Source organism: Streptomyces sp. NPDC003036, from assembly GCF_040611175.1.
Taxonomy (GTDB): Bacteria; Actinomycetota; Actinomycetes; order Streptomycetales; family Streptomycetaceae; genus Streptomyces.
In genome coordinates this window covers 75,467-97,290 of record NZ_JBEXNO010000026.1, presented here as the reverse complement: position 1 = coordinate 97,290, position 21,824 = coordinate 75,467, and the positions used below count along the sequence as shown (strand labels likewise).

The 21,824-nt window shown below is 73.6% G+C and carries 22 protein-coding genes and 1 pseudogene; 12 read left to right on the top strand and 11 right to left on the bottom strand.

Features of this window, described 5'->3' with window-relative positions:
* Positions 1–129: 129 nt before the first annotated feature.
* On the top strand, positions 130–552 hold the full coding sequence (locus tag ABZX67_RS20530) for a tyrosinase cofactor (protein WP_355362124.1): 423 nt from the start codon (positions 130–132) through the stop codon (positions 550–552).
* Between the two features lie 17 nt (positions 553–569).
* On the top strand, positions 570–1,397 hold the full coding sequence (locus ABZX67_RS20525; RefSeq protein WP_355362123.1) for a tyrosinase family protein: 828 nt from the start codon (positions 570–572) through the stop codon (positions 1,395–1,397).
* A 126-nt stretch (positions 1,398–1,523) separates the two neighbouring features.
* Here the strand turns inward: ABZX67_RS20525 and ABZX67_RS20520 are convergent, their stop codons facing one another.
* The gene (locus tag ABZX67_RS20520; RefSeq protein ID WP_355362122.1) at positions 1,524–2,549 is read right to left on the bottom strand and encodes an MsnO8 family LLM class oxidoreductase; all 1,026 of its coding nucleotides are present in this window, start codon (positions 2,547–2,549) and stop codon (positions 1,524–1,526) included.
* A 68-nt stretch (positions 2,550–2,617) separates the two neighbouring features.
* Here ABZX67_RS20520 and ABZX67_RS20515 point away from each other — a divergent pair, with 68 nt between their 5' ends.
* Positions 2,618–3,106 (top strand): hypothetical protein, encoded by a 489-nt coding sequence (locus tag ABZX67_RS20515; protein WP_355362120.1) that lies wholly within the window; start codon positions 2,618–2,620, stop codon positions 3,104–3,106.
* 70 nt (positions 3,107–3,176) lie between these two features.
* On the opposite strand, the gene ABZX67_RS20510 is transcribed toward ABZX67_RS20515, so the two are convergent.
* Positions 3,177–3,404 (bottom strand): dodecin, encoded by a 228-nt coding sequence (locus tag ABZX67_RS20510; RefSeq protein WP_355362118.1) that lies wholly within the window; start codon positions 3,402–3,404, stop codon positions 3,177–3,179.
* Positions 3,405–3,646: 242 nt separating this feature from the next.
* Here ABZX67_RS20510 and ABZX67_RS20505 point away from each other — a divergent pair, with 242 nt between their 5' ends.
* The 3 genes and pseudogenes from ABZX67_RS20505 to ABZX67_RS20495 form a co-directional block, all read left to right on the top strand.
* Entirely contained in the window at positions 3,647–4,906 is a 1,260-nt protein-coding gene (locus ABZX67_RS20505; protein ID WP_355362116.1) for an extracellular solute-binding protein, read from the top strand.
* A 162-nt stretch (positions 4,907–5,068) separates the two neighbouring features.
* Positions 5,069–5,911, top strand: coding sequence for a GNAT family N-acyltransferase (locus ABZX67_RS20500; protein ID WP_355362114.1), 843 nt, complete (start codon positions 5,069–5,071; stop codon positions 5,909–5,911).
* Positions 5,911–6,513, top strand: a pseudogene (locus ABZX67_RS20495) (lysophospholipid acyltransferase family protein); the annotation flags it as partial. The gene ABZX67_RS20500 and the pseudogene ABZX67_RS20495, both read left to right, overlap by 1 nt.
* 173 nt (positions 6,514–6,686) lie before the next feature.
* On the opposite strand, the gene egtD reads toward ABZX67_RS20495, so the two are convergent.
* From egtD to egtA, 4 genes are read right to left on the bottom strand one after another with little or no spacing between them, the layout of a single operon-like run.
* Positions 6,687–7,667: an L-histidine N(alpha)-methyltransferase gene (gene egtD / locus ABZX67_RS20490; protein ID WP_355362112.1), complete on the bottom strand. Its 981-nt coding sequence runs from the start codon at positions 7,665–7,667 to the stop codon at positions 6,687–6,689.
* Positions 7,664–8,425, bottom strand: coding sequence for an ergothioneine biosynthesis protein EgtC (gene egtC / locus ABZX67_RS20485; protein WP_355362110.1), 762 nt, complete (start codon positions 8,423–8,425; stop codon positions 7,664–7,666). Before egtC ends, egtD begins: the two co-directional genes overlap by 4 nt.
* Positions 8,425–9,744 carry an ergothioneine biosynthesis protein EgtB gene (gene egtB, locus ABZX67_RS20480; RefSeq protein ID WP_355362108.1) on the bottom strand — a complete coding sequence of 440 codons (1,320 nt, stop codon included), beginning with the start codon at positions 9,742–9,744 and terminating at the stop codon, positions 8,425–8,427. The genes egtC and egtB overlap by 1 nt, the downstream gene beginning before the upstream one ends.
* Positions 9,741–11,045 (bottom strand): ergothioneine biosynthesis glutamate--cysteine ligase EgtA, encoded by a 1,305-nt coding sequence (egtA, locus tag ABZX67_RS20475; protein WP_355362106.1) that lies wholly within the window; start codon positions 11,043–11,045, stop codon positions 9,741–9,743. Before egtA ends, egtB begins: the two co-directional genes overlap by 4 nt.
* 134 nt (positions 11,046–11,179) lie before the next feature.
* On the opposite strand from egtA, the gene ABZX67_RS20470 reads away from it, so the two are divergent.
* The gene (locus tag ABZX67_RS20470; RefSeq protein ID WP_355362104.1) at positions 11,180–12,019 is read left to right on the top strand and encodes a TIGR02452 family protein; all 840 of its coding nucleotides are present in this window, start codon (positions 11,180–11,182) and stop codon (positions 12,017–12,019) included.
* A gap of 132 nt (positions 12,020–12,151) precedes the next feature.
* The gene (locus ABZX67_RS20465; protein ID WP_355362102.1) at positions 12,152–12,952 is read left to right on the top strand and encodes a VOC family protein; all 801 of its coding nucleotides are present in this window, start codon (positions 12,152–12,154) and stop codon (positions 12,950–12,952) included.
* A gap of 17 nt (positions 12,953–12,969) precedes the next feature.
* Here the strand turns inward: ABZX67_RS20465 and ABZX67_RS20460 are convergent, their stop codons facing one another.
* A complete protein-coding gene (locus ABZX67_RS20460; RefSeq protein ID WP_355362100.1) occupies positions 12,970–13,668 on the bottom strand; it encodes an alpha/beta hydrolase in 699 nt (232 codons plus the stop codon).
* 71 nt (positions 13,669–13,739) lie between these two features.
* Positions 13,740–14,948: an MFS transporter gene (locus ABZX67_RS20455; RefSeq protein WP_355362098.1), complete on the bottom strand. Its 1,209-nt coding sequence runs from the start codon at positions 14,946–14,948 to the stop codon at positions 13,740–13,742.
* A 237-nt stretch (positions 14,949–15,185) separates the two neighbouring features.
* On the opposite strand from ABZX67_RS20455, the gene ABZX67_RS20450 reads away from it, so the two are divergent.
* The 3 genes from ABZX67_RS20450 (at position 15,186) to ABZX67_RS20440 (ending at position 17,848) form a co-directional block, all read left to right on the top strand.
* Positions 15,186–16,208 (top strand): LacI family DNA-binding transcriptional regulator, encoded by a 1,023-nt coding sequence (locus ABZX67_RS20450; protein WP_355362096.1) that lies wholly within the window; start codon positions 15,186–15,188, stop codon positions 16,206–16,208.
* Between the two features lie 68 nt (positions 16,209–16,276).
* Complete coding sequence (locus ABZX67_RS20445) at positions 16,277–16,546, top strand: hypothetical protein (protein WP_355362094.1); 270 nt, start codon at positions 16,277–16,279, stop codon at positions 16,544–16,546.
* A 117-nt stretch (positions 16,547–16,663) separates the two neighbouring features.
* Positions 16,664–17,848, top strand: a complete 1,185-nt coding sequence (locus ABZX67_RS20440; RefSeq protein ID WP_355362092.1) for a thiolase family protein — start codon at positions 16,664–16,666, stop codon at positions 17,846–17,848.
* A gap of 49 nt (positions 17,849–17,897) precedes the next feature.
* On the opposite strand, the gene trxA is transcribed toward ABZX67_RS20440, so the two are convergent.
* From trxA to ABZX67_RS20425, 3 genes are all read right to left on the bottom strand, one after another.
* Positions 17,898–18,272: a thioredoxin gene (gene trxA / locus ABZX67_RS20435; RefSeq protein WP_355362090.1), complete on the bottom strand. Its 375-nt coding sequence runs from the start codon at positions 18,270–18,272 to the stop codon at positions 17,898–17,900.
* A gap of 128 nt (positions 18,273–18,400) precedes the next feature.
* The gene (locus ABZX67_RS20430) at positions 18,401–18,856 is read right to left on the bottom strand and encodes a hypothetical protein (RefSeq protein ID WP_355362088.1); all 456 of its coding nucleotides are present in this window, start codon (positions 18,854–18,856) and stop codon (positions 18,401–18,403) included.
* Between the two features lie 71 nt (positions 18,857–18,927).
* On the bottom strand, positions 18,928–20,562 hold the full coding sequence (locus ABZX67_RS20425) for an alkaline phosphatase D family protein (protein ID WP_355362086.1): 1,635 nt from the start codon (positions 20,560–20,562) through the stop codon (positions 18,928–18,930).
* Between the two features lie 135 nt (positions 20,563–20,697).
* On the opposite strand from ABZX67_RS20425, the gene ABZX67_RS20420 reads away from it, so the two are divergent.
* Positions 20,698–21,663 carry a pirin family protein gene (locus ABZX67_RS20420; protein ID WP_355362084.1) on the top strand — a complete coding sequence of 322 codons (966 nt, stop codon included), beginning with the start codon at positions 20,698–20,700 and terminating at the stop codon, positions 21,661–21,663.
* Positions 21,664–21,824 lie beyond the last annotated feature (161 nt).

Here is a 21,824-nt window from a genome sequence, read left to right as displayed (position 1 = left end):
CGTATCGCGGCCAACCCGCGCCTGCGGAATTCCAGGCTCCGAGAACCCCCTGTAGGCATGGGACGTGCCGGGGGCACATGACCAAGCCCCCGGTGCCGAAACACCACCGCACCACCAGGGGGTTCAGTCATGACCAGAATCAGTCGCCGCCAGGCCCTGAGCGTCACCGCAGGCGCGGCACTCGGCCTCGCCGCCGCAGGCCGCGCGACCGCCGCGCCGGAGAGCACCGCCTCCGGTACGGCCGCCACCGCGCCGTCCGCCGCGGCGTCGGCGCACGGCTCCGGCCCCGCGCCCTTCGACGAGATATTCCTGGGCCGCCGCATCCAGGGCGGCCCCTCCCGCGGCGGACACGACGGGGGACACCACGGAGGCCACGGCTCCGGCTACTCCGTGCGCATCGACGGCGAGGAACTGCACGTCATGCAGAACGCCGACGGCACCTGGATCAGCGTGATCAACCACTACGAGCCGGTCGCCACGCCCCGCGCCGTGGCCCGCGCCGCCGTCCGCGAACTCCAGGGCGCCTCCCTCGTCCCGCTCGCCACGTCCTGAACCGGAGCCACACCACCATGACCGTACGCAAGAACCAGGCCCAGCTGACCGCCGCCGAGAAGAAGCGTTTCGTCGACGCGGTGCTCGAACTCAAGCGCAGTGGCCGGTACGACTCCTTCGTCTCCACCCACAACGACTTCATCATGAGCGACACCGACACCGGCGACCGCGTCGGCCACCGCTCGCCGTCCTTCCTGCCCTGGCACCGCAGGTTCCTGCTCCAGTTCGAGCAGGCACTCCAGGCCGTCGACCCGGCCGTCGCCCTGCCCTACTGGGACTGGACCGCGGACCGCACGGCCTCCTCCTCCCTGTGGGCGCCGGACTTCATGGGCGGCACCGGCCGCTCCCGCGACGGCCAGGTGATGGACGGGCCGTTCGCCGCGTCCGGCGGCCGCTGGACCCTCAACGTCCGCGTCGACGGCCGCGACTACCTGCGCCGCGCGCTCGGAGCGGGCGGCCGCCAGCTGCCCACCCGGGCCGAGGTCGACTCGGTCCTCGCCATGGCGACGTACGACATGGCGCCCTGGAACAGCTCCTCCGACGGCTTCCGCAACCACCTGGAAGGCTGGCGCGGCGTCAATCTGCACAACCGCGTCCACGTCTGGGTCGGCGGCCACATGGCCACCGGAGCCTCCCCGAACGACCCGGTGTTCTGGCTGCACCACGCCTTCATCGACAAGCTGTGGGCCGACTGGCAGGCCCGCCACCCCGGCTCCACCTACCTCCCGGCCGCCGGCACCCCGAACGTCGTGGACCTGCGGGACACCATGCGCCCCTGGAACGACGTGACCCCGGCGGACATGCTCGACCACACCCGCCACTACACCTTCGACACGGCGGCCTAGGTCGTGTCCGCACAGTCCCGTCTGCCTGGCGATCGCACGCACCAGACGCCGCCAGGCCCGCCCTTCGGGCGGACGACGCTACTTTGCGGACACTCCCTAGCCGCCGCTCCGCTCGCGGGCCCGGCGTCAGCGCGGTTCGTCCGCACCGGCCAGGCCCGCGACGCGGGCGAGGCGGCGGTAGGAGTCCACCAGCGCCGAACGGTCGTACGTACTCGTCGTCACCAGCACCTCGTCGGCGCCCGTCTCCTTCACGGCCACCTCCAGCGCGTCCCGCACCTGCTCCTCGGTGCCGTGGACGTGCCCGCGCAGCCCCGCCTCGTACAACTCCCGTTGCTTCGGCGTCATCGCCAGGCCCGCGATCCGCTCCGGCGGCGCGAGCGGCGGGAAGTCGCCCTTCGTACGGGAGTACGCCAGCGACCACGCCTCCGGTATCAGCAGCCGCGCCGCCTCCTCCTCGCTCTCCGCGACCGCCACCGTGCCGGCCACGACGACGTACGGCTCCTCGGCCCAGGCGGACCGGCGGAAGGCGGCACGGTACCGCTCGATCGCGGCCACCACCTTCGACCGGCCCTTCAGATCGCCTATCACCAGCGGCAGTCCCGCCGCCGCGGCGATCTCCGCGCCCTCGCCGGTGGCCAGGACGTACGGCGGGACCCGCAGGCCCTCGGAGGGACGGGCACGCACGCGGGGGTGCGCCGACTGCGTACCGTCGAACCAGCCCAGCAGCTCCTCCAGCTGGGCGGCGAAGTCGCCGGCGTCCTCCTTGTCCCGGCCCAGCGCACGCCGTATCCCGTCCGTGAAGCCCACCGAACGGCCCAGCCCCATGTCGATCCGGCCCGGGAAGAGCGACTCCAGCACCCCGAACTGCTCCGCCACCACCAGCGGCTGGTGGTTCGGCAGCATCACCCCGCCCGTGCCGACCCGGATCGTCCGCGTCGCGGCGGCGACGGCGGCCGCCAGCACGGTCGGCGCCGAGCCCGCGACGCCCGGCACACCGTGGTGCTCCGACACCCAGAACCGGTGGTAGCCGAGCGCCTCCACCTCCTGGGCGAGGCGCACCGTGTCGCGCAGCGCCTGCGGACCGTCCTGCCCCTCGCGGGTGCGGGAACGGTCCAGTACGGAGAACCTGGCCGAGGCGATCAATGAGCTCACGCACCTTTCAACGCCTGCCGCGCGCGAGGATTCCCGCCGGAGCCGGGGACTTCCCTACGCTGGGGCGCGTGACGCGAAACAGCAGGCCCCTGGCCGTCTTCGACCTGGACAACACGCTCTCCGACGCCCGCCACCGGCAGCGCTTCCTGGAGCGCAGGCCCCGCGACTGGGACGCCTTCTTCGCCGCGGCGCCCGAGGACCCGCCGCTCGCACAGGGCGTGGCCCTGTGCCGGGAGGCGGCCGACGCGTGCGAGGTCGTCTATCTGACCGGGCGGCCCGAGCGGTGCCGCCAGGACACCGTGGCGTGGCTGGCGGCACACGGCCTGCCCGAGGGCCGCATCCACATGCGGCGCAACGACGACCGGCGCCCGGCGCGCCACACCAAGCTGGAGATCCTGCGCAGGCTGGCGCAGCGCCGGGAGATCCGCATGCTCGTCGACGACGACGAGCTGGTCTGCGACGCGGCCGAACGGGCGGGCTTCCCGGTCGTACGGGCCCGCTGGGCGGAAAGCTCGGCCGAGCTCAAGCAGGCCCAGGAGAAGGAGGGCCGTACCTGAGCCCGGGCCGGGAGGGCCGCACCCCGGGCCAGGAGAAGGAGGCCCCGTACCCGAGCCCGGGCCGGTGCCGTCAGGCGCCGTGCTCCGACGGCTCCTCCAGCCGGAAGCCGACCTTCATCCCGACCTGGTAGTGCGCGATCCGGCCGTCCTTGATGTGGCCCCTGACCTGCGTCACCTCGAACCAGTCCAGGTTGCGCAGCGTCTCCGCCGCGCGCGCGACGCCGTTGCGCAGGGCGTCGTCCACGCCCTCGTGCGAGGTGCCGACGATCTCGGTGACGCGGTAGGTGTGGTGCGACATGGAGGTCTCCTCGTTCGCCCGGTGCCTTGGCCCGGAGATGCCTCCTTCCACGGTGCCCCACGGCGCCGGGGTCCGCGAGGCGTCGGCGGCGACGGGGTGGGCACGGAGGCGGCACGGAGGTGCGCACAGGGGGTTGACCCGCTCATTGGTCCATACCAAAATCCAGCCATCACGCCCGTGGCGAATTCCTTCGCTTCCCCCCACGCCGGGTCCACTTCCTGTTCACGCAAAAGGTGCCCTACGTGAAGAAGCGCATCCTCGCCTGCGCCGCCGCGCTGACGACGGCCATGACCATGACCGTGACGGCGACCGGTTGCGGCGCTCTCGCCGGTGACGAAGCCCATACACCGACCGTCCGCGTCTGGCTGATGAAGGGCAGCGTCTCCGACGACTTCCTGGAGCGGTTCACCCGCGCGTACGAGGACGAACACGCCGTCGACCTCGACATCACCCTCCAGGAGTGGACCGGCATCGGCAAGAAGGTCACCGCCGCCCTGCACAGCGGCGACGCCCCCGACGTCATCGAGGTCGGCAACACCCAGGTGGCCCGGTACGCCGAGACCGGCCTGCTGTACGACCTCACGCTCGAATCCGTGCGCGACCTGGGGCAGGCCGACTGGCTCCCCGCCCTGAAGGACCCCGGCAGCGTCAACGGCGTCCAGTACGGCATCCCCTGGTACGCGGCCAACCGGGTGGTCATCTACCACAAGGACCTCTTCGCGGAGGCCGGCATCACCGCGCCCCCGAAGACCCGCGACCAGTGGATCGAGGCCACCGAGAAGCTCGGCGGCGGTGGCCGGCACGGCATCTACCTCGCGGGGCAGGACTGGTACACCCTCGCCGGGTTCGTCTGGGACGAGGGCGGCGAACTGGCGGTCGAGAAGGGCGGCGTGTGGACCGGCACGCTCGACACCCCCGCCGCCCTGCGCGGCATGGCCTTCTACCAGCGCCTCCAGGAGCTCGGACCGGGCCCCAAGGACGCGGACGAGGAGACCCCGCCCCAGGCCGGCGTCTTCGCCCAGGGCGACGTCGCCCAGATCATCGCGCCGCCGAGCGTCGCCGCCGCCATCGAGGAGCGCAACCCGGCCCTCAAGGGCAAGCTCGGCTTCTTCCCCATCCCCGGCAAGACCGCCGACACGCCGTGCGCCGTCTTCACCGGCGGCTCGGACCTGATCGTCCCCGAGAAGGCGAGGGAGCGGGACGCCGCCATCGAGGTCGTCACGGCGCTGGCGGGCGAGAAGTGGCAGACCGACCTCGCCCGGACCATGAGCTACGTGCCCAACAAGGCCTCCCTGGCGTCCGTCGTCGAAGGCCAGGAGGCCACCGCCGCCATGGCCGCGGGCGCGGCGCGGGGCCGGGCCACGCCCAACGCGCCCCAGTGGGCCGCGGTCGAGGAGGCCAACCCCATCAAGCCGTACATGACGGCCGTCCTCGAGGGCCAGGACCCGAAGCGGGCGGCGAAGACGGCGTCGGACCGGATCACCCGGGCGCTCGCGGGCTGAGGGGCCCGCTCTCCGCGGCCCGGGGCCGTACCCGGGGTTCAGCAGGCGCACATCCGCGCTCCGCCGGACGGTCATGTCGAGTCCAGCCTGCCGCGGGAGAAGTAGGGGGCGGGGCCGGCGCAGCCGGGGCCCGCCGCCTTCCCTCCGGCAGAGGAGACCGCCATGCCCGCATCCCCGACCGCCGTCCCCGTTTCCCTCCCCGCCCCCGCTCCCGTCCCGGTCCCCGTTTCCCTCCCCGTCCCGGCTCCCGCCCCGGAGCCCGCTCACGCCGCACCCCGCCCCCGGTACGCCGTCTCGCTCGCCCGCGAACAGGAGGAGGTCCGGGAGGCGCAGCGGCTGCGGCACCTGGTGTTCGCGGGGGAGCTGGGCGCCCGCCTCGACGGGCCCGAACCTGGGCTGGACGGCGACGCGTTCGACGCGTACTGCGACCACCTGCTGGTACGGGAGGAGGCGACCGGCGAGGTCGTCGGCACGTACCGGCTGCTGCCGCCCGACCGCGCCCGCGTCGCCGGGCGGCTCTACTCCGAGGGCGAGTTCGACCTCTCCCGGCTCGGCCCCATCCGCCACGACCTGGTCGAGGTCGGCCGCTCCTGCGTGCACCCCGCCCACCGCAACGGCGCGGTCATCTCCCTCATCTGGGCCGGCATAGCCCGCTACATGACCCGCACCGGCCACGACTGGCTCGCCGGCTGCTGCTCCATCCCCCTCGCCGACGGGGGCGCCCTCGCCGCCGCCACCTGGGACACGGTCAGATCCCGCCACCTCGCGCCCGAGGAGTACTGGGTCACCCCGCACAGGCTCTGGTCCCCCGAAGGCGCCTCCCACCCCGCCCCCCGCACCGAACTCCCCCCGCTGCTGCGCGGATACCTGCGCCTGGGCGCCTGGGTGTGCGGGGCCCCCGCCCACGACCCGGACTTCGGCGTCGCGGACCTCTACGTCCTGCTGTCCCTGCGCCGCACCAACCCCCGCTACCTGCGGCACTTCCTCTCCCTCGCCCCCGCCTGATGAGCAGGTCCCGGCTCGGTTCGCCCTGGCTGCCCGCCTCCCCGTGCACCCCGCACCACTGCACCCGGCATCCGGGACCGCGTGCCCCGCTGCCGCGCGCCGTCGCACGGCTGGTGGCGGGGGTCCTCGCCGTGCTCGCCGGGGTGGTGTGCGCGCCGCTGACCGCGCCGCTCGGGAGGACCGTACGACGGCGCCTGACGCGGCTGTGGTGCCGGGCGGTGCTCCGCGCCTTCGGCGTCCGTGTACGGATCACCGGCACGCACCCGCCCCCGTCCGGCGGCGCCTGCCTCGTGGTCGCCAACCACATCTCGTGGCTGGACATCCCGCTCGTGGGCGCCGTCCTGCCCGGCCGCATGCTGGCCAAGAGCGAGGTGCGGCGCTGGCCCCTGCTCGGCCCGCTCGCCGCCCGGGGCGGCACCCTCTTCCTCGAACGCGACCGGCTGCGCGCCCTGCCCGGCACCGTCCGCGAGCTCGCCGGGGCGCTGCGCGGCGGCGCGCGCGTGGTCGTCTTCCCCGAGGGCTCGACCTGGTGCGGCCGCGCCGCGGGGCGCTTCCGCCCGGCAGCCTTCCAGGCGGCCCTGGACGCGGGCGCCGGCGTCCAGCCCGTACGCATCCGGTACGAGCCGGCCGGCCCGGCCGCGTTCGTCGGCGACGACCCGCTCGCGGCCTCGCTGTGGCGGGTCGCGGCGGCCCGGCGACTGACGGCGGAGATCCGGATCCTGCCCCCGGTCCCCGCCGGCCGCCACCCCGACCGCCGCTCCCTGGCGCGCGCCGCTCAGACCGCGGTCGCCGCCGCCGGCGTCGCCAGCGACAGCGCGAACCTCCCCTCCGCGTCCGTCCACCAGTGCGTCAGCTCCAGCCCCGCGCCCGCCAGCTCGCGGCGCACGCCCTCCTGACGGAACTTCGCCGACACCTCCGTACGCAGCTCCTCACCGGCCTCGAACGGCACCGCGATGTCCAGCTCCGGGATCTTCACGGTCAGCGCCGCGCGCGCCCGCAGCCGCATCTCGATCCACTCCCGCTCCCGGTCCCACACGGCCACGTGGTCGAAGTCGTCCGGATCGACGTCCGCGCCCAGCTCCCGGGCGAGCACGGACAGCACGTTCTTGTTGAACTCGGCCGTCACCCCCGCCCCGTCGTCGTACGCCGCGGTCAGCGTCCCCTCGTCCTTGACCAGGTCCGTGCCGAGCAGCAGCCCGTCGCCGGGCTGGAGCAGCGTCCGTACGGAGCGCAGGAAGACGGCCCGCTCCTCCGGCAGCAGGTTGCCGATCGTGCCGCCGAGGAAGGCCACCAGCCGGGGACCTGGGGTGCCCGGCAGGGCGAGCCCCCGGGTGAAGTCGGCGACCAGGGCATGCACCTGGAGCCCGGGCCGCTCCGCGCTCAGCGCCTCGGCCGCGCCCCGCAGCGCGCTCTCGCTGACGTCCACCGGCACATAGCCCTCCAGGCCCGGCAGCAGCGCGTCGATGAGGTGACGGGTCTTCTCGGACGAACCGGAACCGAGCTCCACCAGGGTGCGGGCCCGGGTGGCGGCGGCGATCTCACCGGCCCGGGCGATCAGGATCTCCCGCTCCGCGCGGGTGGGGTAGTACTCGGGCAGACGGGTGATCTCCTCGAACAGCTCGCTGCCCCGCGCGTCGTAGAACCACTTCGGCGGCAGCTCCTTCGGCGTACGGGTCAGACCGTGCAGGACGTCGGCGCGCAGGTCCGCCCCGGTGGCGTCCTCGGGCAGGGTGCGGGTCAGCAGGAACGGGCTCACGCGGGCGGCTCCTTGAGCGGGGTCGGCGATACGTCGCTACGGGTGGCGGTCAGCACCGTGAGGTCGGGCACCTCGCGCCATCGGGGATCGTCGTCGTACGGCTCCGAGGCCACGACCACGCGCCGGCCGGGGCCGGTCAGGTACCAGAGCGTGTCGCCCCAGGCGGTCGCGGTGATGGTCTCGCCGTCCGTGAGCAGCAGGTTCAGCCGCGACCCGGGTGCCGCGGCGGCGACCTCGTACACCGTGGCGGCCAGCGCGTCGGACGGCTCGTCCCCGGAGCGCAGCCGGTGCAGGACCAGCGCCCACACGAGCGCCGAGTCGTTCCGGGCCTCCAGGGACAGCAGCGCCTCGGCCGGCAGCTGCCTCGCCAGGGGCGCGAGGGAGCCGGGCCAGCCCCTGACCGCGCCGTTGTGGCTGAACAGCCACCGGTCGGCGGCGTACGGCGCGGCGGCCGCCTCCGCGTCGGCGCCCGACAGGGTGGCGTCCCGGACGGCGGCCAGCAGGGCACCGCTGCGCACCACCCGGGCCAGGTCGGCGAAGGACAGGTCGGCCCAGACGGGCCCGGCGCGCCGGTAGCGGGCGGGCACCGGGTCCGCGCCCCCGTCCGCGTACCAGCCGACACCGAAACCGTCGGCGTTCACCGTCCCGTGCCGCTGCCTGCGCGGCGCCCAGGACTGCCGGTACAGGCCGTGCGCCGGCTTCACGAGCACGTCCCCGAGCGGTACCTCGGGGCCCAGGTAGGCGAGGTGGCGGCACATCAGAGCACCTCCGTGCCCTGGACGTCCCGCGCGGTCCGGAACCCGGCGAAGATCTGGCGCCGTACGGGCAGGTCCCAGTTGCGGAAGGTGCCCCGGCACGCCACCGGGTCGACCGCGAAGGAACCGCCGCGCAGCACCTTGTGCGCCGGGCCGAAGAACACCTCCGAGTACTCGCGGTACGGGAAGGCGGCGAACCCCGGATACGGCAGGAAGTCGCTCGACGTCCACTCCCACACGTCGCCGATCAGCTGCCGTACGCCCAGCGGCGAACGCCCGGCCGGATAGCTCCCGGCCGGCGCGGGGCGCAGATGCCGCTGGCCCAGGTTGGCGTGCGCGGGCGTCGGGTCCTCGTCGCCCCACGGGTAGCGCCGGGAGCGGCCCGTGGCCGGGTCGTGGCGGGCGGCCTTCTCCCACTCCGCCTCGGTCGGCAGCCGCCGGCCCGCCCAGCGGGCGTAGGCGTCGGCCTCGTACCAGCTGACGTGCACCACCGGCTCGTCCTCGGGCACCGGCTCGACGACCCCGAAGCGGCGCCGCAGCCACTGCCCGCCCTCACGGCGCCAGAACAGCGGCGCGCCGATGTCGTGGGCACGGATCTGCGCCCAGCCCTCCGGGGCCCACCAGCGCTCGTCGCGGTAGCCGCCGTCCTTGATGAACGCCAGGTACGCGCCGTTGGTGACGGGCACCGTGTCGATGAGGAAATCCGGCACCACGCGCGTGTGGGCGGGGCGTTCGTTGTCCAGCGCCCACGGCTCGGCCGAGGTGCCCATGGTGAACGGCCCGCCCGGCACCAGCACTTCGGTGGGCAGCCCCTGCGCGTCCGTCGCCGGCGGCGGCGCGGGGGCGTCCAGCGCGGCCGGGCCGCGCCGCAGCTGGTGCGTGATCAGCATGGTCTCGTCGTGCTGCTGCTCGTGCTGGGCGATCATCCCGAAGGCGAAGGCGGCGTCGACGAGCGGCCGCCCCTCCAGCGGGGTGCGTTCGAGGACGTCCAGGGCCCGGCCGCGTACGTCGGCGGCGTACGCGCGCGCCTCGGCCGGGGCGAGCAGCGGCAGCGAGGGACGCGTGGCCCTGGGGTGCTCGAAGGCGTCGTAGAGGGAGTCGATCTCGGGGCGCAGCGCCTCCCGGCCGGCGACGGCCCGCAGCAACCACTGCTCCTCCTGGTTGGAGATGTGCGCCAGGTCCCACACCAGCGGGGACATCAAGGGGGAGTGCTGGGCGGTCAGTTCGGCGTCGTCCACGCAGTCGGTGAGCAGCGCGGTACGCGCCCGGGCGGTGGTCAGTGCGTCGAGCGCCCGCCGCCGGAGCGTGTCGGGGTCTGTCATGTACGGACGTCCTTCCCGGGGGTGCCGGTGCCGGTCCCGGTGCCGGTCATGGGGGAGAGGTGATCGTCTGCGGGGCACCGGCCCCGTACGACGTAGCGCTCGTGGAAGGCGGCCACCGCGTCCCGTACGGCCGGGCCGGCCCCGATGCGGGGCAGCGCCTCCAGGGCGAGCGCGAAGCACGAGACGGCGGCGGCGTGCAGCGCCGGATGCGCGAGCCCGTCCCGGGCGGCGGTGGTCCACAGCGCGTCACGCGGCGGGCCGACGGGTCCCGTGTCGTCCAGCAGGGGGCCGACCGTGCGGTACGCCGCGTCGGCGGCCTCCGGGTCGTCGAGCAGCGCGGCCGTGACGGCGAGCGGGACGATCCAGCCGTCCTCGCCCGACTGGGCGTCGATCATGCGCAGTTCGAGGTGGCCACGCGGCCGTACGGGCGGGAAGAGGGTGGTCAGGTGGTAGTCGAGGTCCGCGCGGGTCGCGGCTCTGGGGCGCCCCTCGCGCAGCCACTGCCGAAACGTCAGCCCGTCCGGGACCGCCCACGGCCCCTCGTCGCCCCGGACGCACATCACCGGCGCGTCCAGTGCGTGCGCGGCCCACGCGGCGCGCGGCTCCCCGGCGAGCGGCGGCGCCATGCCCCGTACGGGATCGAGCTGCGACCACAGCGACTGCCGTGTCGAGCGCCATCCCGTCCGGGCGCCGTGCAGGGACGGCGAGTTCGCGAAGGCGGCCACCAGGACCGGCCCGAGCGCGTGCGCCAGCCGCCAGCGCCGCTCGAAACCGAGCGGTCCCGGCTCCTCGTGTCCCGCGTCGAGGCAGACCTGTACGGAGGCCGAGTCGCGCATCATGGCCCGTCCGGCCGGACCGGACCGGTCGAGGTACGCCTCCATGGCGTCGTACCGCGGCTCGCGCAGCAGCCGGGCGCGCGGCGGCTGCCAGGGATCGGTGCCGAAACCGGCGAGGGTGAGGCCGAGGCCGCCGAGCGCGCCGCGTACGGCGGCCAGATCGGCCGAGACGGTGGTGACGCACTCCATGAGGGAGGCCGCGGGCGGCGAGCTGAGCTCCAGCTGCCCGCCGGGTTCGACGGTGAGCGCCGACCTCAGGGGAAGGGTGCGCAGCCGGGTGAAGGCGGTGCGCAACCGGTCGGGGGAGACGGTGAGTTGCGGGACGTGCGGTTCATGGACGAACCATTCCAGCTCGACTCCGGTGGTACGCGGAGGGCCCGTCTTGAAACAGATGCATCGCAACAGGTCCTCGGCTTCGTCCTCGGAGAGCGGGGTGCCGCTCTCCGGCAGGTCGCACGGTGGCATGGGACTCCTCCTGTCGAAGGCTTCCGTTCCACCTAAGCCACCGCTGTCCGTTCGCACAAGAGTGCGCCCGGGTGATGTGCGAGGCGCGGAAAAGCGTTTGCGGCGCGTCCGGTTGATCTTCGACGATGCCGGGTATGAGTGCACGTTTGCGCGGGATCGCGAAGCAGACCGAGGACATTGTCGCGGCGGGCCGGTACCGCGCCCCCGGGGGCCGCGAGGTCGTCCTCGAACCCCAGCTGGCCGCCGCCCTCGCCGGCACCCGGATGTACGGCCCCGAGCCCGTCCCCGTCACCCCCGGCACCGACCGCACGACGCGCTTCGAGGTCACCGGGGAGTCCAGCCTGGAGGCCGCGCGCCGCCTCGTCGAGGCCGACCCGGACCGCCCGGTCGCCGTCCTGAACTTCGCCTCCGCGCGCAACCCCGGGGGCGGTTACCTCAACGGCGCGCAGGCGCAGGAGGAGGCGCTCTGCCGCGCCTCCGCGCTCCATGCCACGCTGCTGCGTGCCCCCGAGTACTACGACCACCACCGCGCCGACCGCAGCCCGTTCTACACCGACCGGGTGATCCACTCCCCGGCCGTGCCGGTCTTCCGCGACGATCGCGGCCGCCTGCTGGACTCCCCGTTCACCGTGGGCTTCCTGACCTCGCCGGCGCCGAACGCGGGCGTCGTCCTCAGCCGTACGCCCGAGGATGCCGGGCGCATACCGGCTGCGCTCGCCTCGCGGGCGGAGAGGGTGCTGGAGACGGCGGTGTCGGGCGGCTACCGGCGCCTGGTGCTGGGGGCGTGGGGCTGCGGTGTGTTCCGCAACGACCCGGCGCGGGTGGCGGAGGCGTTCCGGGCGCTGCTGGTGGGGGAGGGGCGGTTCGCGGCCCACTTCGAGGAGGTCGTCTTCGCGGTGCTCGACCGGACGGCGAAGGGCGCCACGCTCGGAGCGTTCCGTGAGACGTTCGCGGGCCTGGTGTCACCCCGCTGACCTGTGCGGACGCCCCGGCATGGCGCCGTTGGAGGGCGCCTGTCAGTGCCCCCTGCCATGCTGGATCACGGCGTGGAACCCGGCCTGGCAGGAGACCGGGTGGCGTCACGACCCGTGCATCGGAGGATCACCATGCTGACGACCGATTACGTGCCCGGTTCCCCGAACTGGATCGACCTCGGGGCCCCGGACGTCGACGCCGCCGTCGCCTTCTACTCCGCGGTGTTCGGCTGGACCTTCCAGTCGGCCGGCCCGGACTCCGGGGGCTACGGCTTCCTCCAGCTCGACGGCCGGACCGTGGGCGGCGTCGGGCCCCTGACGGAGGAGGGCGCGACCTCCGCCTGGACGACGTACTTCACGACGCGCGACGCCGACGCGACGATGGACGCGGTACGGCAGGCCGGCGGCACCGTGCGCGTCGAGGCGAGTGACGTCTTCACGGCGGGCCGGATGGCCGCCTTCACCGATCCCACGGGCGCCGAGTTCGCGGTGTGGCAGCCGGGCGACATCAAGGGCATGGACGTGGTCATGGAGCCCAAGGCCCTGTGCTGGACCGAGCTGTACACGACGGACTCCGACGCCGCGAAGGACTTCTACCGCGCGGTCTTCTCCTGGGACTACCAGGACATGGACATGGGCGACGGCGTCGTCTACAGCATCGTCTCCGCGCCCGGCGGCGGGAAGGAGGGCGACGCGGGACAGGGCGGCATCCTGCGCCTGGGGAAGGACAACATCCTCGCCGGATCCACCTCCGAGTGGCACCCGTACTTCGGCGTGAGCGACTGCGACGCGGTGTACGGCGCGGCCACTGGCCTCGGCGCCACGACCCTCGTGCCGCCGGTCACCGTGCCGGGCGTCGGCCGGATCGCCATGCTGACGGATCCGGCCGGCGCACCGTTCGCCCTCATCAAGGGCGACCCGACCATGACCTGAACGAGGGGATGGGCGCCTCAGATCCAGCCGTCCAGCGCCGCCATGAAGGCGTCGAAGTCGTCCCGGTGGATGGTGTGACCGGCGCCCGCGACCGTACGCACCTCGAAGCCGCGCTCCACCAGCAGCGCCGCGCGCTCCGCCGACACCAGCATGCTCGGGTCGGCGAGCGTCACCAGCGACGGCACGACCGGTCGCGCCGGGAGCAGGTCCGTGCCCGCGACAGCCTCCAGCCCGTAGGCCGTGGCCTCGTCCCACACCTTCAGGGTCTCCAGCTCGATGTCGACGTCCACCGCCTCCCAGCGCGGGTTCATCGCGGCGACCTGCTCCCGCGTCGCGGCCTTGGCCTGTGCGAAGAGCTCGCCCCGGTAACCGTCGTCACCGGCCGGCAGGTGCCAGGCGGGGTCCGAGTAGACGGCGCGCCGCGGCGCGAGCCGCTCCACGGCGAGCGACAGCGCCAGCCCGCCCAGCGAGTGGCCTATCGCCAGCTCGGCGCCGGTCGGCAGGGTCTCGACGACGTCGTCGGCGAAGCCCCGCGCGGTGTACGACCCCGCGCGGGCGCTGGCGCCGTGCCCCCGCAGGTCGACGGCGATGACCCGGTAGCCCTTGTCGGCCAGGGCGGGGCCCACCCGCCGCCAGGTCCGGTGGTCCGCCATGATGCCGTGGATCAGCAGGGCGACGCGGTCGCCCTCGCCCCACGTGGTGGTGTGCAGCCGCACGGTGAAGCCTTTCGTCGAAGGTGAGTTGGGGTGGAGGAGGAAAGCCCGGCGAGTGGTCAGGACAGGAGTGGTCAGGACACGGTACGGATGGGCCGCACGGCAAGCGCCCCCAGCACCGACAGTGCGGCGGCGACGAGGAAGAGCGGCGTGTAGCCGCCGCCGACGGAGACGATGACCGAGGCGAGGAACGGCGCGACGATCTGCGGCCCGGCGTTCGCGACGTTGAGGACGCCCATGTCGCGGGCGGCGTCCTCCGCCTTCGGCAGCACCATCGTGACGAGCGCCGTGTCGACCGCCATGTAGCAGCCGAAGCCGAGGCCGTTGACCACGGAGAAGACCAGCATCGCCGTCCAGCTCGTCGACACGGCCGGGACCAGCAGGGCGACCGAGGCCAGCAGGGCCGAGGCGCCCACGAACAGCTTGCGCCGGTCGAACCGGTCCGACAGCCAGCCGCCCACGACGGTGGAGACGGCCATCGCCACGGCGTTGACCGGCATCAGGACCGCCACCGCCTCCTCCGCCGCCATCCCGGCCGGCAGGACGGTGTGGTCCTTGAGGATGTAGAGCTGGAAACCGGCGACCGAGAAGTAGCCGAGGATCAGCAGCGCCCGCCCGATGAACGCCCAGCGGAAGTCGTGCGCCCGCAGCGCACTGCCGAAGGCGGCGATCTGGGCCCGGACCGGCATCGGCGCACGCGCGGGCAGCCGCTCCTCACGAGCCAGCCCGCTGAAGAGCGCGGCAGCCGCCGCCACGATCACGCCGAACACCAGATAGCCGGTGCGGTAGTCGTCGGCGAACGCCGCGCCGAGCAGCGCACCGGCGGTCGTCCCGACCGGCAGCCCCAGCCCGACGGCCGCCGAGGCCCGGCCCCGCGCGGTCAGCGGCACCCGGTCGGGGACCACGGAGGTGAGGGCGGCCTGGTAGACGTTCATCACCGCCTGGCCCAGACACCAGGCGATCGCCACCAGCAGAACCGTGTCCACGCTCCCGAGCAGCAGCATCACGGGCACGGCCAGCAGCCCGCCGGCCAGGATCCACGGGTTGCGGCGGCCGGAGCGGTCCGACAGCGCCCCGGCGACCGGGTTGAAGACGGTCGCGAAGACCGCCGAGACGCCGGAGACCAGGCCGAAGTTGGCCACCTTCCCGGCGGGGTCGATGGCCTCGATGTGCAAGGCGAGCAGTACGCCGGGGACCCCGACGTACAGCGCGTACATCGCCGCGTTGCCGACGAGCAGCAGCGGCAGCAGCCCGCGCGTCGCCCGGCGCGGCGCACTCGACACGTCGGCAGAGGCGGGTCCGGCGGCGCCGGACGCACCGGCGCCCGGGGGAGAGGACGGGGAGGGGGACGGGGACGAAGGCGGGGAAAGGGCCACAGTGCCCTCCAGAGGATGGGGATTTATCCTGAATGACATCGACGTGGTGACACGTGTCAGCGATGTGTGGCCCACTGTCTAGCACCCTCTTCCGGCCAACCGCCAGACCCGCGCGCCGACCGGTCTGGAAAGATGACGCGAGCGATGAGCCAGACACCCCGACAGCCCGCCGAACGCCCGGTCCCGACCAGCGCCGATGTCGCGCGGCTGGCCGGCGTCTCCCGGGCCACCGTCTCCTACGTGCTCAACAACACCGCGGCGGTCCGCATCAGCGAACCGACCCGCCGTCGCGTACGCGAGGCGGCCGAGGAGCTCGGCTACGTCCCGCACGCCGCCGCCCGCAGCCTGCGCGCCGGCCGTACCCGGATCGTGCTGCTGCCCACCGCGCAGGTCCCCGTCGGCCCGCTCTACAGCCGCTTCCTCTGCGAGCTGCAGGCCGCCCTGCGCCGCCTCGACTACACCGTCGTGCAGTACGGCAGCACGGGCCTCGACGGCGACGAGGCGGCCCGCGCCTGGGCGGAGCTGCGCCCGGTCGCCGTGGTCTCGTTCGGCGAGGTGGCCCTGACCCCGCACGGCGTCGACGTCCTCAAGCGCTCGGGCGCCCGGGCCGTCATCACGCTGGGCCCCGAGCCCGTCGAAGGCGCCCACACCCTGGCCATGGACCAGCGGGAGGTGGGCGCGTGCGCGGGCGCCCACCTGCTGGAGCGCGGCTACCGGCGCATCGGCGTGGTGGTGCCCGAGGAGCCGGGGCTCGAGATGTTCTCCGGGCCGCGCCTCGACGGCGTGCGCGCCGCGGCGGCGGGCGCCGGCGCCGAGGTCCGGCCGCTTCCGCTCGCCTACACCGAGGAGTCCGCCGCCGCCCTCGCCGCCCGCTGGCCCGAGCTGGGCCTCGACGCCGTCTTCGCGTACAACGACGAGTACGCCATGCTTCTGATGCGGGCCCTCCAGGACGCGGGCGTCGCGGTCCCCGGCGACACGGCGCTCGTCGGCGCCGACGACCTCCTCCTCGGCAGGCTGCTGCGGCCCCGGCTGACGACGGTGAGGGTCGCCATGGAGACCGGCCAGCGCCTGGCCGAGCTCGTCGACCGGATCGTCCGCGACCCCGACGCGGCCCCCGAGCGGCACGACCTGATGGCGGCCCGCGTGATCCCCCGCGAGTCCACCTAGGTCGTATCCGCACAGCAGCGCCGTCCGCTGACGTGCGGACGGCGCCGAACGTCTCTAGCGTCGCCTGCATGAGCACCGTTCCGCAGCGCTTCGAGATCCTTCTGGTCCCCGAGCACGCCGAAGGCCGTGACGCGGCGCACCTCGCGGAGGTCGCCCTTCGCTCTGCCGTGGTGCGCGCCACCGGCGAGACGGGCGTGTCCGGCTACCCCCACTACGTCGGCGAGGGGATGGAGGCCGACATCGACCCGGAGACCCGCACGGTCGAGGCCCTGCTGGTGGACGGCGCGGAAGTGGACTACGGGCTGTCGGCGCGCGTGTCCGCCCGTACGGACTTCTGAGGGCTTCGCGGGACACCGGCGTTGACAGGGCGGTGGTCCGGAACGGAAACTCGGCTGAGGCCAGCGATGAAGAGAACTTCACCTGGCGAACGCCCGAGGTGACGTGGGAGAGACCCGATGAGCATCCGCGACGTCTACATCGTCGACGCCGTCCGCACGCCGATCGGCAAGTTCGGGGGTGCCCTCTCCTCCGTACGACCGGACGACCTCGCCGCCCACGTCGTCAAGGCGCTCGTGGACCGTACGCCCGCCCTCGACCCCGCCCGGATCGACGACGTCTACTTCGGCGACGCCAACGGCGCGGGCGAGGACAACCGCGACGTCGCCCGCATGGCCGTGCTCCTGGCCGGGCTGCCCGTCTCCGTACCCGGCGTGACCGTCAACCGCCTGTGCGGCTCCGGCCTCGAAGCCGTCATCCAGGCCGCCCGCGCCCTCGCGCTCGGCGACGCCTCCGTCGTCCTTGCGGGCGGCGTGGAGTCGATGTCCCGCGCGCCCTGGGTGCTGCAGAAGCCCGAGCGCGCCTTCCCCGCCGGGCACCAGCAGCTGCACTCGACCACCCTCGGCTGGCGCATGACCAACCCGAGGATGCCCGCCGAATGGACCGTCTCCCTCGGCGAGGGCGCCGAGCTGATCGCCGACAAGCACGCCCTCACCCGCGAACAGCAGGACGCCTTCGCCCTCGCCAGCCACCAGAAGGCCGCCGAAGCGTGGGCGAAGGGCCTGTACGACGGCGAGGTGGTCCCGTACGAGGGCGTCGACCTCACCCGCGACGAGTGCATCCGCGACACCACGTCCATGGAGGCCCTGGCCAAGCTGAAGCCGTCCTTCCGCCCCGACGGCACGGTCACGGCGGGCAACGCCTCGCCGCTCAACGACGGCGCCGCGGCCCTGCTGCTGGTCGACGAGGAGGGCCTGCGCGCCTGCGGGCGCGAGCCGCTGGCCCGCATCCGTACCTCCGCCGTCACCGGCATCGAACCGCAGCTCTTCGGCCTCGGCCCGGTGGAGGCGGTCCAGCGGGCCCTCACCAAGGCCGGCCGCACCTTCGCCGACCTCACCACGTTCGAGCTGAACGAGGCGTTCGCCGCGCAGTCGCTCGGCTGCCTCGCCGAGTGGCCGGACCTCGACCCGTCCGTGGTCAACCCGCGCGGCGGCGCCATCGCCATCGGCCACCCCCTGGGCGCCTCGGGCGCCCGCCTGGCCGGTGCCGTCGCCCACCAGATCGCGGCCGCGGGCTCCGGGACCGGCCTCGCGGCCCTGTGCATCGGAGTGGGCCAGGGCCTGGCCCTCGTACTGGAACGCTAGGAACGCCGCTGGACACGCCGGGCGGAACCGGGGGAGGGGCAGGTGCGGGTCAGCCCTGCCCCTTGGCCTTCGCTTCCTCGATCGACGCGCGCACCTTGTCCATGTCCAGGTCGCGGGCCTGCCCGATCACGTCCTCCAGGGCGGCCTCGGGCAGCGCCCCCGGCTGGGCGAAGACGGCGACATTGTCCCGGACGATCATCAGCGTCGGGATCGACCGGATGTCGAACGCCGCCGCCAGCTCCGTCTGCGCCTCCGTGTCCACCTTGGCGAACACCAGGTCCGGGTGGCGCTCGGACGCCCTCTCGAACACCGGGGCGAACTGCCGACAGGGTCCGCACCACTCCGCCCAGAAGTCGATCAGAACGAAACCGTTGTCGCTGACGACCTCGTCGAAGTTCTCCTTGGTGAGCTCCACCGTGCTCATGTGCCTACCTCTTCCCGGTGTCCGTCGGTATGGCTGTCCCCGCACAACGGTGCCCGGGGCCCGCACTATTCCGCCTGCCCGTGCGGTGGCGCCGTACACGCCCGCCCCATGCCGTCCGCACCTACGCGTCAGCACTTGACGGAGGCCTGCGAGGCGGCGATGGCCTGGTCCAGCGCCTCCAGCTGCGGCCTGATCCGCTCGGCGGCCTGGGCGCCGCTCGTGTCCCGCGGCAGGGCGTCGACGGCCCGCGCGAGCCCGTCGTACGCCTCCGTCACCGCGTCGGCCCGCGCCTCGCGGACCCGCTGCGCACTCCGCGTCACGGTGTCGAGGGCGTGCGCCACGTCGTCCCTGAGGTCCCTGACGTCATCGAGCCCCGTCGTCGTCAGGCCGAGGTCCGCCAGCTTCCCGGCGTCCATGCGCAGGACGCCGAGGTCCTCGCAGAGCGTGTCGGTGGCGGCGCGCTCCGCCTCCGCGGGGGACATGCGGGCGCCCGCGCACCCGGAGAGGGCGAGGACACCGGCCGCGCACAGGAGCAGTGCGGCGGAACGCGCCGCGGCGCGGTACGAGTGGAGGTGGACGCCCATGCCCCCATTGCACGGCCGGTCGGGGTGAGGCGCCCCGCGGATGCGCCCGAACGGGCGAACACCCCGGCGCCTCAGGCCGGCTGGAGGCCGGGGCTGTCCCGCTGGGTCACGAAGGAGCCGGCCGTGGAGAGCGTGCCGGTGGGCGTGGTGACTCCGGTGACGGTCTTGAAGCTGATCCGGGCGTCGAACAGTCCGAGCGTGATCACCGTGTAGCCGCGGCGGCCGTTGTAGAACCTCAGGTGCGGATTGGCCTGGGTGAGCGCGGCCCAGTTGCCCGGCCGGTCGACGCCGTCCCGGCCGCTGGTGAGGGACGTCGTGGCGATCTCCGTGCCGATCGTGCGGGAGGCGGGGTCGTCGAAGTCGGCCTTGAGGTCGAAGGCGTACGCGTCGTGCGCGTCGCCGGACAGCACCATCAGGTTCTTCACCCCGGCGGCCTGGGCCCCGTCGAGGATGCGCTTGCGGGAGGCGGGGTAGCCGTCCCAGGCGTCCATGGACAGCTTGAAGTCGGGCCCGGGGGCGTTGCGGCGCTGGGCGAAGGTGACCTGCTGGGGGACGACGTTCCACACGGCGCCGGAGTCCTTCCAGCCGTCGAGGAGCCAGCGCTCCTGTTCGGCGCCGGTCATGGTGCGGGCGGGGTCCTCGGACTCGGGTCCGGGGGTCTGCCAGCCGTCGCCGTAGGCCTGGTTGGAGCGGTACTGGCGGGTGTCGAGGATGTCGAACTGGGCGAGGTCGCCGAAGCGCAGACGCCGGTAGAGCCGCATGTCGGCGCCGGCGGGCTGCTGCGGGGCCCGCAGCGGCTGGTTCTCCCAGTACGCGCGGTAGGCGGCGGCCCGGCGCAGCAGGAACTCGGCGGGGGGCACGTCGTTCTCGGGGACGGAGCCCGCGTAGTTGTTCTCGGTCTCGTGGTCGTCCCAGGTGACGACGAAGGGGTGCGCGGCGTGCGCTGCCTGGAGGTCCGGATCGGTCTTGTAGAGGGCGTACCGCATCCGGTAGTCCTCCAGGGTGACCGTCTCGCGGTTGAAGTGGGCGGGAAGCTGCCGGTCGGTGTAGCGGCGGTGGCCGCCCGCCGCGTCGACGGGGTACTCGTAGATGTAGTCCCCCAGGTGGACCACGAGGTCCACGTCCTCACCCGCGAGGTGCCGGTACGCCGTGTAGTAGCCGTCGAAGTACGCCTGGCACGCGACGGCCGCGAACGACAGCTCGGTGCCGAAGCCGAAGTCGCCCGGCGCCGTGCGCGTACGGCCCACCGGGCTGATCCAGGTACCGGCGCGGAAGCGGTAGTAGTAGAGCCGGTCCGAGAGCAGGCCGGTCACCTCCACGTGGACGCTGTGGGCGAACTCCGGATGCGCGGTGGCGGTCCCGCGCTGGACGACGAAGGCGAACCCTTCGTCGTAGGCCACCTCCCACTCCACCTCCACCCGCTCGGCGGGCAGGCCACCGTCCGCTTCGTAGGGGGCGGGCGCCAGGCGCGTCCACAGCAGGACGGAGCTGGGCAGCGGGTCGCCGGAGGCGACGCCCAGCGTGAAGGGATCCTTGGTGATCTTCCTGGCGTCCTGCTCGGCGGCGCTCGCGACGCCGACGGCGGGCAGGTGGGTGGTGAAGGCCAACGCGGCGGCGGCCCCCGCGACGGTGAGGAACCGGCGGCGGCCGATGCGCTGGGCGGCGACCCGGAGCTCGGGCAGGTGAGTTCTCATATGATGCGTCATATGCCCGGTTCGCCATCGTTCTTGGCCTGCCCATCCGGGTGGTGTGCGGCCCGTGCCGTTGACCGCCCCCACCGGACGTATGGTCACCGCTGATAACGCCGCTCGACGCCCGAGAGGTTCGCTAGGTTGAGCGGCATGAGCAATCTTGATCGCCAGGCCGCTCCCTCCGTCTGCGGCGGCCGGGGATTCGTCGTCGCGGAGCCCGTGCGGGAGCTCCTGAGCCCCCGCACGGTCCGGCTCGGCGAGTCCACCGACGTGCGACGACTGCTGCCGAACCTCGGCCGCCGCATGGTGGGCGCCTGGGCCTTCGTCGACCACTACGGACCGGACGACATCGCCGACGAACCCGGCATGCAGGTGCCCCCGCACCCCCACATGGGCCTCCAGACCGTCAGCTGGCTCCACGAGGGCGAGGTCCTGCACCGCGACAGCACCGGCAGCCTGCAGACGATCCGCCCGCGCGAGCTGGGCCTGATGACCTCGGGGCGCGCCATCTCGCACTCCGAGGAGAGCCCCCGGCCCCACGCCCGCTTCCTGCACGGCGCCCAGCTGTGGGTGGCCCTGCCCGATGCGCACCGCCACGTGGAACCCCACTTCGAGCACCACCCCGACCTGCCCCTCGTCACGGCCCCCGGCCTCACCGCCACGGTGATACTCGGCGAACTCGACGGCACCCGCTCGCCCGGCACCACGTACACCCCTCTGACCGGCGCGGACCTGGCCCTGGCGAGCGGTGCCGAAACGAATCTCCCGCTCGAGCCCGACTTCGAGTACGCGGTCCTCGCCATGTCGGGCGAGACCCACGTCGACGGCGTCCCGGTCCTCCCCGGCTCCATGCTCTACCTCGGCTGCGGCCGCACCTCCCTGCCCCTGCGGGCGGAATCGGACGCGGCGGTGATGCTGCTGGGCGGCGAGCCGTTCGAGGAGGAGATCGTCATGTGGTGGAACTTCATCGGGCGGTCCCACGAGGAGATCGAACGGGCGCGCGAGGACTGGATGACCACCACCCGCTTCGGCGAGGTGAAGGGCTACGACGGCACTCCGCTGCCGGCCCCGGAACTCCCCAACACCCCGCTGAAGGCGCGGGGGAGGGTGCGCTGACCTGGGGTTTCCTCCTCGCGGCCGATGTCCGAAGCAGGTTCGCTCGGCCGCGTCTCCGACTTTCGGCGTGCCGCCGTTGGGATGGTTTCGCACCCTCTCTTGGTGGCGCAGCCGGTGCGGTGTGCTTCTACGGTGTGCTCGTGTGCGAGCGGGTCTGGTCA